Source organism: Novosphingobium sp. B-7, assembly GCF_000410615.1.
Taxonomy (GTDB): Bacteria; Pseudomonadota; Alphaproteobacteria; order Sphingomonadales; family Sphingomonadaceae; genus Novosphingobium; species Novosphingobium capsulatum.
Genome location: NZ_KE148335.1, coordinates 32,612 through 41,737, shown reverse-complemented (window position 1 = coordinate 41,737; position 9,126 = coordinate 32,612). Strand labels below are relative to the sequence as shown.

13 protein-coding genes are annotated in these 9,126 nt (G+C 66.0%); 3 read left to right on the top strand and 10 right to left on the bottom strand.

The window, feature by feature from the left end; all coding sequences use genetic code 11:
* The coding region (locus H926_RS0111745) for an L-threonylcarbamoyladenylate synthase (protein WP_028657906.1) at nucleotides 1-323 on the bottom strand (323 nt) is incomplete at its 3' end.
* A 69-nt stretch (nucleotides 324-392) separates the two neighbouring features.
* On the opposite strand from H926_RS0111745, the gene H926_RS0111740 reads away from it, so the two are divergent.
* A complete protein-coding gene (locus tag H926_RS0111740; RefSeq protein WP_082209124.1) occupies nucleotides 393-1,229 on the top strand; it encodes a DUF815 domain-containing protein in 837 nt (278 codons plus the stop codon).
* Between the two features lie 19 nt (nucleotides 1,230-1,248).
* On the opposite strand, the gene H926_RS31765 is transcribed toward H926_RS0111740, so the two are convergent.
* From H926_RS31765 to H926_RS0111695, 9 genes are all read right to left on the bottom strand, one after another.
* Complete coding sequence (locus H926_RS31765; protein WP_022676476.1) at nucleotides 1,249-1,941, bottom strand: cell wall hydrolase; 693 nt, start codon at nucleotides 1,939-1,941, stop codon at nucleotides 1,249-1,251.
* 193 nt (nucleotides 1,942-2,134) lie between these two features.
* A complete protein-coding gene (locus tag H926_RS0111730; protein WP_022676475.1) occupies nucleotides 2,135-2,488 on the bottom strand; it encodes a DUF1491 family protein in 354 nt (117 codons plus the stop codon).
* 19 nt (nucleotides 2,489-2,507) lie between these two features.
* On the bottom strand, nucleotides 2,508-2,969 hold the full coding sequence (locus H926_RS0111725) for a PTS sugar transporter subunit IIA (RefSeq protein WP_022676474.1): 462 nt from the start codon (nucleotides 2,967-2,969) through the stop codon (nucleotides 2,508-2,510).
* A 166-nt stretch (nucleotides 2,970-3,135) separates the two neighbouring features.
* Nucleotides 3,136-3,717: a ribosome hibernation-promoting factor, HPF/YfiA family gene (gene hpf, locus H926_RS0111720; RefSeq protein ID WP_022676473.1), complete on the bottom strand. Its 582-nt coding sequence runs from the start codon at nucleotides 3,715-3,717 to the stop codon at nucleotides 3,136-3,138.
* 75 nt (nucleotides 3,718-3,792) lie between these two features.
* Nucleotides 3,793-4,509 (bottom strand): DNA polymerase III subunit epsilon, encoded by a 717-nt coding sequence (gene dnaQ, locus H926_RS0111715; RefSeq protein WP_022676472.1) that lies wholly within the window; start codon nucleotides 4,507-4,509, stop codon nucleotides 3,793-3,795.
* A gap of 47 nt (nucleotides 4,510-4,556) precedes the next feature.
* Entirely contained in the window at nucleotides 4,557-5,162 is a 606-nt protein-coding gene (coaE, locus tag H926_RS0111710; RefSeq protein WP_028657904.1) for a dephospho-CoA kinase, read from the bottom strand.
* Nucleotides 5,159-6,037 (bottom strand): shikimate dehydrogenase, encoded by an 879-nt coding sequence (locus H926_RS0111705; protein ID WP_022676470.1) that lies wholly within the window; start codon nucleotides 6,035-6,037, stop codon nucleotides 5,159-5,161. Before H926_RS0111705 ends, coaE begins: the two co-directional genes overlap by 4 nt.
* The gene (locus tag H926_RS0111700; RefSeq protein WP_022676469.1) at nucleotides 6,034-6,618 is read right to left on the bottom strand and encodes a nucleoside triphosphate pyrophosphatase; all 585 of its coding nucleotides are present in this window, start codon (nucleotides 6,616-6,618) and stop codon (nucleotides 6,034-6,036) included. Before H926_RS0111700 ends, H926_RS0111705 begins: the two co-directional genes overlap by 4 nt.
* On the bottom strand, nucleotides 6,615-7,457 hold the full coding sequence (locus tag H926_RS0111695; RefSeq protein WP_022676468.1) for a pyruvate, water dikinase regulatory protein: 843 nt from the start codon (nucleotides 7,455-7,457) through the stop codon (nucleotides 6,615-6,617). The genes H926_RS0111700 and H926_RS0111695 overlap by 4 nt, the downstream gene beginning before the upstream one ends.
* Before the next feature lie 366 nt (nucleotides 7,458-7,823).
* Between H926_RS0111695 and hemE the strand changes: the two genes are divergently transcribed.
* Together hemE and H926_RS33255 are read left to right on the top strand one after the other, a co-directional pair.
* Nucleotides 7,824-8,852, top strand: coding sequence for a uroporphyrinogen decarboxylase (gene hemE / locus H926_RS0111690; RefSeq protein WP_022676467.1), 1,029 nt, complete (start codon nucleotides 7,824-7,826; stop codon nucleotides 8,850-8,852).
* On the top strand, nucleotides 8,849-9,126 hold a 278-nt coding region (locus H926_RS33255; protein ID WP_043609214.1), incomplete at its 3' end, for a TlpA disulfide reductase family protein. The genes hemE and H926_RS33255, both read left to right, overlap by 4 nt.

The window sequence follows — 9,126 nt, the reverse complement described above, 5'->3', positions numbered from 1 at the left end:
CGCGGCACGACCAGGGTCAGCGCGCCCGGCCAGAACGCGGCCGCCAGGGCCTTGGCCCGGTCATCCAGCACCGCCAGACGCCCTGCCGCCGCCAGATCGGGCACATGCACGATCAGCGGGTTGAAATCGGGCCGCCCCTTGGCGCGATAGATACCCGCCACCGCCGCATCGCGATCGGCCCGCGCCGCCAGGCCATAGACGGTCTCGGTGGGCACGGCGACGGTTCCGCCCGCCGCCAGCACGGCGATGGCAGCCGCGACGCCATCATCGTCTGCGGGGCGGATTTCGGGCGGCAAGGGGTCGGAAAAGGGGTTGGACGTCATGGCTGCCGTCGCTATCGCGACTGCGCGCCTTTTGCAAAGCATCCCCTCAGCCGCAAAGTTGCCCACGTGATGATCGATCAGCCGCAGAGCTTGCCCGAAACGCTTCTTACCCGCATTGCCGAAGCGCTGGAGCGGCTGGCGCCGCCGGCGCCGCCCCAGGTGAACTGGTTGACCCATCCCGCCTATGTCTGGCTGGGGCAGACCGCCCGCGCGGTGGAAAGGCTGGAAGCGCCAAGCCTGCCGCTGATGCGCGGCATCGATGCGCAAAAGGCCGCAGTGGTGGACAACGTGGCGCGGCTCGCCCGTGGCGCTGCGGCACATGACATGCTGCTGTGGGGATCGCGCGGCATGGGCAAATCGGCGGTGCTGCGCGCTGCCGTCAACGCTGCCGACGCTGCCCACCCCGGCGCCATTGCCCTGGTCCAGGCCATGCCCGATGCCAGCCTGCCGTTGCTGTTTGCGCAGCTGCGCGGGGTGCCGCGCCAATTCCTGGTCCTGCTCGACGACCTCGGCTTTGATGCCGGCGATGCCGAAGGCGCGCGCCTGCTGCGTTCGTGGCTGGAAGGCGGGGTGGAAGCGCGACCGGCGAATGTGCGCCTGGCCGTGACGTCAAACCGCCGCGCGATCGTGGAGCGCCACATGAGCGAGCAGGACGATCCGATCAACCCGCGCGATGCGGTGGACGATCGCCTGGCCCTCGCTGATCGCTTTGGCCTGTCGCTGGGCTTTCATGCCTGCAACCAGGATGATTACCTGGCAATCATCGCTGGCTATTGCACCGAACTGGCGCTGCCGTACGACGCGGGCGATGCGCTGGAATGGTCCAAGCGGCGCGGCAGCCGTTCGGGCCGCGTGGCATGGCAATATGTCAACGAACTGGCCGGTCGCGCCGGCAAGGCACTGTAAGGCCCGCGTTCATCGGCGTTCAGCGGTAGAAGATATGCCCGCCGATGGCGGCCAGGCGGGTCTTGCCCCAGGCCGGGGAAACGCGCGCGGCGTGGAAGAACAGCGCCCCTTCGACCGGGCTTTTCCAGCTGCCCTGATCGGCAATCACGGCAATGCGCGCGGCATTGGCCCAGAACCGGCTGGCGTGGTTGATCGCCGGCATCGCATGGCCGCGCACGAACGAGAACTGCGACGGCTGGAACACCACGCCGCAATAGGATGAGGGATAGCGGCCGGAATGGCTGCGCGCCACGATCACGCGGGCAACGGCCAGTTGGCCCGCCAGGCTCTCGCTCTTGGATTCAAAATAGACCGCGCCGGCCAGGCATTCGAGTTCGGCTGAAAGATTGGCCGGCACCGGCGTCGCCGCCACCAGATCGGCCAGGCTGGCGACGTTGACCGCACCGGCGGTGGCAGAGGGGGCCGGCGCCAAGGCAAGCATGCCGCGCGCCGGCGGCAGCGTGGTAGTGGCAGGGCCGGTAGAAGGAAGCGTGATGGCCCCGTTGGCGGGGCCTTCTGCCACCACGACCTGGAGATCGTGCGGGCCAGCGGGGGCGTGAACAGACAGGGCGTGAACAGGTTCCTGAGCCTGGGCAAGCGGTGCGCCCAGCAGCATTACCACGGCAAGCAGGCCGGAAAGAGCCTGGCGGGCAACGCGGAACGGATCGGTCATCAGCCATCTGCATTGGGCGGTGATCGGCCGATTGCGGCGCGCAGCACAGCGCTTCGGCAATCATGCCGAAAGCCATGCCCCTTGGGCCGTAACGGTAAACCCCCGTCTGCGTGCCAGCGCCTGAAGACCCCATGCCAAGCGGCGCCGCCTGCGCAATTCGATGGCGCCGGGTCTATCCACGCGCGAAAGGGAGTCAACCTTCGCCGGCAAAGTTCCCGATGAACTGTTGTGCGTCTGCGATGGTCAGTTCAAGCAGCCACAAATCGGGATCAGCCGCAGTTCTGCGCGCCATATAGTCGTTAAAATCTTGTTTACTTTCGGGGTCTTGCGCCTTTGTGGCGGTCCATGGCCGGCTACCATCGGCGCGCGGCATGCGCTCCCACAATTGCGCCAGCAGCCCATGCTCGGGGTGATTTTCCAATGTCACCAAGGCGATAGTGCCGGCGTCGGGATCACCCTTGTGCAGCACCATGGCAAAGCCGCCAGCGGCCTGCGCGGCCCTGATCCAGCCTTTGGCCTCGATCCCTGCGGGCAGGCGCGCTGTCATGGCTTGGGGTGCGCGCGGTTCAGGCCGCGTCGCGATCGATCACGTTGACCAGCACGGCATAGAGCGCGTCGGCATCGGGCGCGCTGGTCAGTCGCTGGTGCATGCGATCATCGCGCATCAGGCGGCTGATCGCAGCCAGTGCCTGAAGATGCACGGCGCCCGCCTGTTCGGGCGACAAGAGACCGAACACGCAATCGACCGGCATGCCATCGGCCGAGGCGAAATCGACCGGTTCTTCCAGCCGCAGGAACACCGCCACCGGGCGCGACAGGCCATCGAGCCGGGCATGGGGAATCGCCACGCCACGGCCGAAACCGGTGCTGCCCAGGCTCTCACGCTCTTCGATGCGTTCCTGCACCTGCGCCCGGTCGAGCCGATAGACGCTGGCAAAGCACGCGGCGAGCATATCCAGGATCTGCGCCTTGGATTCAGCGCGAACGACGCGGACAGCCTGAGGATCAATGGAAAAAAGTGCGGTCATGAAACGAAAAACGCCACAGCCTGTGTAAAGGCACGGTCAAGTTGGCGGCGCCATGCGCTCTATTCGTTCCCCATGCAAGCGCCGAATCGCATCACGGGTGAATTGGCCAATGCCGTCATGGCGCTGCCCGCAAACCCGAAATGGGCCTGCGGGCAGGGCTTAGAGATCAGGCGCCGGCCGGTTCGACCCAGCCGATCGAGCCATCACCACGGCGATAGACCATGTTGTGCACGCCGGTGCCGGCATTCTTGAACAGCAGCGCGTTGGTGTTGCGCAGGTCGAGCATGATCACCGCGTCCGAAACCGTCGCAGTGGGCACGTCGACCCGGGTTTCGGCAATCACCAGCGGCGCATCGGCGGCTTCGGCCTCTTCCTGATCGTGCGCAGGTTCTTCCACCATGAACACGGTGTAGGCCGCGTCTTCGCTGCGGCGGGCAAAATCCGCGCCCTCGGAATGGGCCTTGATCCGGCGCTTGTAGCGGCGCAGCTGCTTGTCGATCTTTTCGGCCGACTGGTCGAGCGCCTGGTGCGCGTCCTGGGCCACGCCGCTGCCCTTGAGAATCAACCCTTGCGTCACATGGGTGATGATGTCGCAGCGGAAGCCTCCGTGCGGCGCCTTGCCCAGGGTGACCTGCGAGGAAAGCGCGCGGGAGAAGTACTTGTCGACAATGCCGGAAAGCCGATCGGCCGCGTGGGCCTCAAAGGCGGCACCGGCCTCGACCTGGTGTCCCGAAACGCGAATGTCCATGGGTCTTCTCTCCTTCTTGGGCCCGCTTTGACCGCGAGGCCGCTTGCGGCCCGCACAGTGGGCCGCAAGCGAGACCTAACGCGACCAGAGCGGGTTGCTGATGCCCGCCATGAACTCCGCATGGCGGGCCAATTCCGCTTCGCTGGCCGCATGCGGCCGGGGCTCGCGGAAGATCCGGGTGGTTTTGGCAACAGTCACTTGCGCCACGGCCGCAACCGCGGCCACAGCGCCGGTACCTGCAGAAGAGACGCTGACCTCTGCCGCAAGTTCCAGGCCGATTTGCCGGCCACCCATCAATTCGACGTAAAGTTGTGCCAGAAGCTCGGCATCGAGCAGCGCGCCGTGCTTGGTGCGATGGCTGCGATCGATGCCATAGCGGGTGCACAGCGCATCGAGGCTGAGCTTGGCGCCGGGATGCTTGCGCCGCGCGATCGCCACGGTATCGACCATGCGATCGCGGCTGACCGGCTCCATCCCGATGGCGGAAAGTTCGGCGTTGATGAAGCCGAAGTCGAACCCGGCATTGTGCGCCACCAGCGGCGCGTCACCGATGAACTCCCGGAAATCGGCGGCACACTGGGCAAAGCGCGGCTTGTCGGCCAGGAACGCGGCCGACAGGCCGTGCACGGCCTCGGCCTCGGCCGGCATGTCGCGTTCGGGGTTGAAATAGGCGTGATAGGTGGCGCCAGTGGGCACCCGATTGACCATTTCCACACAGCCGAGTTCAACCAGCCGGTCACCGCCTTGCGGATCGAGTCCCGTCGTTTCGGTGTCGAAGACGATCTCACGCATGCCCAATATGTGAACCTGCCGGCCGGGGCTGGCAAGGGGCGCGGCGATCAAGCCGACGGGTTTTTTTCCCCAAGCTGGCCGATCAGATCGTTAACCATGGCGCGGGTCTGGTCGAGCGGAAGTCCAGTGTCGATGATATGATCGGCGCGCGCACGCTTTTCCGCGTCGGGCACCTGAAGTGCCAGGATTTGCGCGAATTTTTCCGCCGTCATGCCCGACCGCGCCAGCACCCGCGCCCGCTGCACCGCCGCCGGAGCAGAAACCACCGCCACGGCATCGAGCCCGGCGCCATGGCCCTTTTCGAACAATAGCGGGATGTCGAACACCACCAGGCGCTGCCCGGCATGCTCGATCAGGAACGACTCGCGCGCGGCGGAAACCGCAGGATGGACGATTCGCTCCAGCCGGGCGAGCGCGGCGGGATCGCCAAACACCAGCGCGCCCAGCTTGCCCCGGTCGACGCCGTTGGGGCCGGTGGTGCCGGGAAAGGCCGCCTCGATCGCGGGAAGCAGCGCTCCGCCTGGCCCCTGCAAGCGGTGCACCTGCGCATCGGCATCGAACACCGGCACGCCTGCCTCGCGCATCATCTGCGCCACGGCAGACTTGCCCATGCCGATCGAGCCGGTCAGTCCAAGTACGAAAGGCCGGCTCATGCCGGAACGGGCGTCAGCAGGCGGCGGCGCAGTTCCGCATCGGCATCCCCGCGCGGCGGCACCGCGCCGAAGAAGCGGCGGAACGCATGGTCGGCCTGGCCGATCAGCATGGCCAGGCCATCGACAGTGGCATGGCCGGCGCCCCTGGCCCGCGCCAGCAGATCGGTTTCCAGCGGGCTGGTGACGATGTCATAGAACACCGCGCCAGGCGGGGTGTGGGACAGGTCATAAGCCAGGGCCGGCTGCCCCGTCATGCCGAGCAGCGAGGCATTGACCACGAGATCGAACAGGCCCTGGCGATCGTCGAACGCGAAATCGGTGGGATCGGCAAAATGCGCGATATCGACCGCGTGATGATCGCTGCCGCGCGCCAGTTCATCGAGCAGCGCCCGTGCCTTGGCCGGATCGCGCCCGGCCAGCACGATCAGGAACCCGGCATCAGACAGCGCCGCCACGATCGCCCGCGCCGCGCCACCGGTGCCCATCACCCGCGCCATACGCAGCAGGTGGGCATCGGCCAGCCAGGGTACCAGCGGCTCCATGAAGCCGGGAGCGTCGGTATTGTAGCCCACCAGCAGGCCCTGTTCGGGCACGATGGTGTTCACCGCGCCGATGCGGGCGGCCAACGGATCGAGCCGGTCGAGCAGCGGGATCACCGCCTGCTTGTGCGGCATAGTCACGTTGCAGCCGCGCCAGGCGGGATCGGCGCGACGGGTGGTGAGGTAATCGGCCAGGCCATCGCTGCGCACGTGGGCGCGGCGATACGCACCGGCCAGGCCCAGCTGTTCTAGCCAATAGCCATGGATTACCGGACTTTTGGACTGGGCAATCGGGTCACCGATCACCTCGGCATAGGGGAGTGGCGCCTCGCTCATTCCGGCAGTTCCCCGGCGGTGCGCAGCGCGGCGAGCAGCGCCAGCAGCGGCATGCCGAGCACGGTGAAGTGGCTGCCCTCGATGCTCTCGAACAGCTGCACGCCCAGCGCCTCGATCCGGAACACGCCCACGCAGCCCGAAACTGCCGGCCATTCCTTGTGGAGATAGCTGTCGATAAAGCTGTCGGAAAGCCGGCGAACCTTGAGCCGGGCGGTTTCGCAATGGCGCCAGGTCACCTGGCCATCGCGCATCAGCACGGCGGCGCTGTGCAACTGCATGGTCTGCCCGGAAAAGAACCGCAGGTGTTCGGTCGCCTGCTCGCGGCTTTGCGGCTTGTCGAACGAACGGCCGCACACTTCCACCAGCGAATCCGCGCCCAGGACCAGCCGGCCCGGCATGGCGGCAGACACCGGCATGGCCTTGGCCTCGGCCAGGATCTGCGCCACCTGGCAACCCGGCACCCCGATCAGCTCGCGCTTGATCTCGCCTTCATCCACATCCGAGCTGCGCGCTTCATAGGGCACGCCAGCAGCATCGAGCATGGCCTTGCGCGAGGCGCTTTGCGAAGCAAGTACGATCATAGAGCCTTCATTCCCGGATTGGCGTCCCCGGCGACCTTGCGCTCGTTGTAGAGCGTGATCACCGCTGCGGCCGTCTCCTCAATGGATCGGCGCGAAACGTCAATCACCGGCCAGCCATTGTCGGCAAACATCCGCCGCGCATATTGCACCTCGCGCGCCACGTGCTCGCTGTCGACATAGGCGGTCTCGGGCGCCTGGTTGAGCGAGAGCAGGCGGTTGCGGCGCACCGCGATCAGGCGTTCGGGGCTAGTCGTCAGCCCCACGATCAGCGGCCGCCGGACGGTATAGAGCGTGGGCGGCGGCGGGCTTTCCACCACGATCGGGATATTCGCCACCTTGTAGCCGCGATTGGCAAGATAGATCGAGGTGGGCGTCTTGGAACTGCGCGAGACACCGGCCAGCAGGATATCGGCCTCTTCCCAGTTTTCCCAGCCGACGCCATCATCGTGCGCGATGGTGAACTGGATGGCATCGACGCGCTGGAAATAGGCCTCGTCCATCATGTGCTGGCGGCCCGGCCGGCCCCGCGCTTCCTGGCCCAATTGCTGTTCCAGCGCATTGGTCACGGCATCGAGCGCAGCCACGCATGGCAGGCCCAGCGTGGCGCAGCGCTGTTCCAGCCGATCGCGCGTTTCGGTGTTGACCAGCGTAAACAGCACCAGGCCAGGGTTAGCGGAAATTTCACCCAGGATGCGGTCAAGATGCTGCTGCGAACGGACCATCGGCCAGAAATGCCGCACAACATCGGCATCCTCGAACTGGGCAAGGGCCGCTTTGGCAATCATTTCAAGGGTTTCACCTGTTGAGTCGGACAGCAGGTGAAGGTGCAGACGCGGCATGGGAACCCTTTGTGAACAAGCCGGCGCACCGCGTTGCAGGGCCGCCGGGGTAACCCTGTGGAAAGCGCTAGGATAAACCACGGGATGAAACTGGCGACAAGTTTCGCCCCCGATTTCACCCCCGAAGCGAGTCATCCACGGGCCCTTTCATCCCCATGGGGACAGCCTTTCCCACAGCCTGTGGGTAACGGGCACAAGTTTGTCTTGCATCGGGAGTCATCGGGATTCGCACCGCGCGAATTTTGTGGAGCATCCGGGACAAATCGGGCAGAGCTTGGCTATCCCCGGTTTCCACAGGGCCAACTACCTTCATCATCCCATTTAATAAGATTCTATTTTTTTGATTGGATTGGAAAAACAAGAACGATGCCCGGTCCCATTCTCGAAACGCTCAGCGGCCAGAACCTTTCCCGCCGACCGATCTGGCTGATGCGCCAGGCGGGGCGCTACCTGCCGGAATATCGCGCCTTGCGGGCCGAAAAGGGCGGGTTCCTGGAACTGGTCTATGATACCGAGGCTGCCGCCGAGATCACGCTGCAGCCGATCCGCCGCTTCGGGTTTGACGGGGCCATCCTGTTTTCCGACATCCTGATCGTGCCCTACGCCATGGGCCAGGATCTGACTTTCACCGCTGGCGAAGGACCGCGTCTTGCCCCCCGGCTGGTGGATACCGCGCTCAGTGCCCTCCAGGCCGTGCCAGAGCGTCTTGCGCCGATCTACGCTACCGTGGGCAGGGTCAAGGCGGCTTTGGGCCCACAGACCACCCTGCTGGGCTTTGCTGGCAGTCCCTGGACCGTGGCGACCTACATGGTGGCGGGCGAGGGCAGCCGCGACCATCACGAGACGCGCAGCTATGCCTATCGTGATCCGCAGGCGTTCCAGGCGATCATCGATGCCATCCTCGAGGTGACGATCGAATACCTCGCCGGCCAGGTCGAGGCCGGCGCCGAAGGCTTGCAACTGTTCGACAGCTGGGCCGGCAGCCTGGCACCCGCCGAATTCGAACGCTGGGTGATCGCGCCCAATGCCCGCATCGCCGCCGCGATCCAGGCGCGCTATCCCCATGTGCCGGTGATCGGTTTTCCCAAGGGCGCGGGCGAAAAGCTTGCCGCCTATGCGCGGGAAACCGGAGTCAACGCGGTGGGCGTGGATGAAACCATCGATCCGCTGTGGGCCGCGCGCGAATTGCCGGCAGGCATGCCGGTGCAGGGCAATCTCGATCCACTGCTGCTGCTGGCCGGCGGGGCCGAGCTGGACCGCCAGGCCCGGCGCGTGCTCGATGCCTTTGCCGATCGTCCGCATGTGTTCAACCTGGGCCACGGCATCGGCCAGTTCACCCCGATCGCCCATGTCGAGCAGCTGCTGGCCACGGTCCGAGGCTGGCAGCGCCCGTGAAACGGGGAGCGCTGGTGCTGGCCTTGGCGGTGGCTGCGCTGGGTGGCGCAGCCACGGCACAGGCCGCGCCCGATCGCTTGCCACCTTTGGCCACCACGACGCTGGATGGCACGCCATTTGCCATCAATCCGGCTGCGCATGACGTGGTGGTGGTGCATTTCTGGGCCACCTGGTGCGCGCCGTGCCGGCATGACATGCCCATCCTCGATGCCACGTGGCAGCGATATCACGCCCAGGGCGGCAGCGGCCAAGGCCTGCGCATGGTCGGCATCGC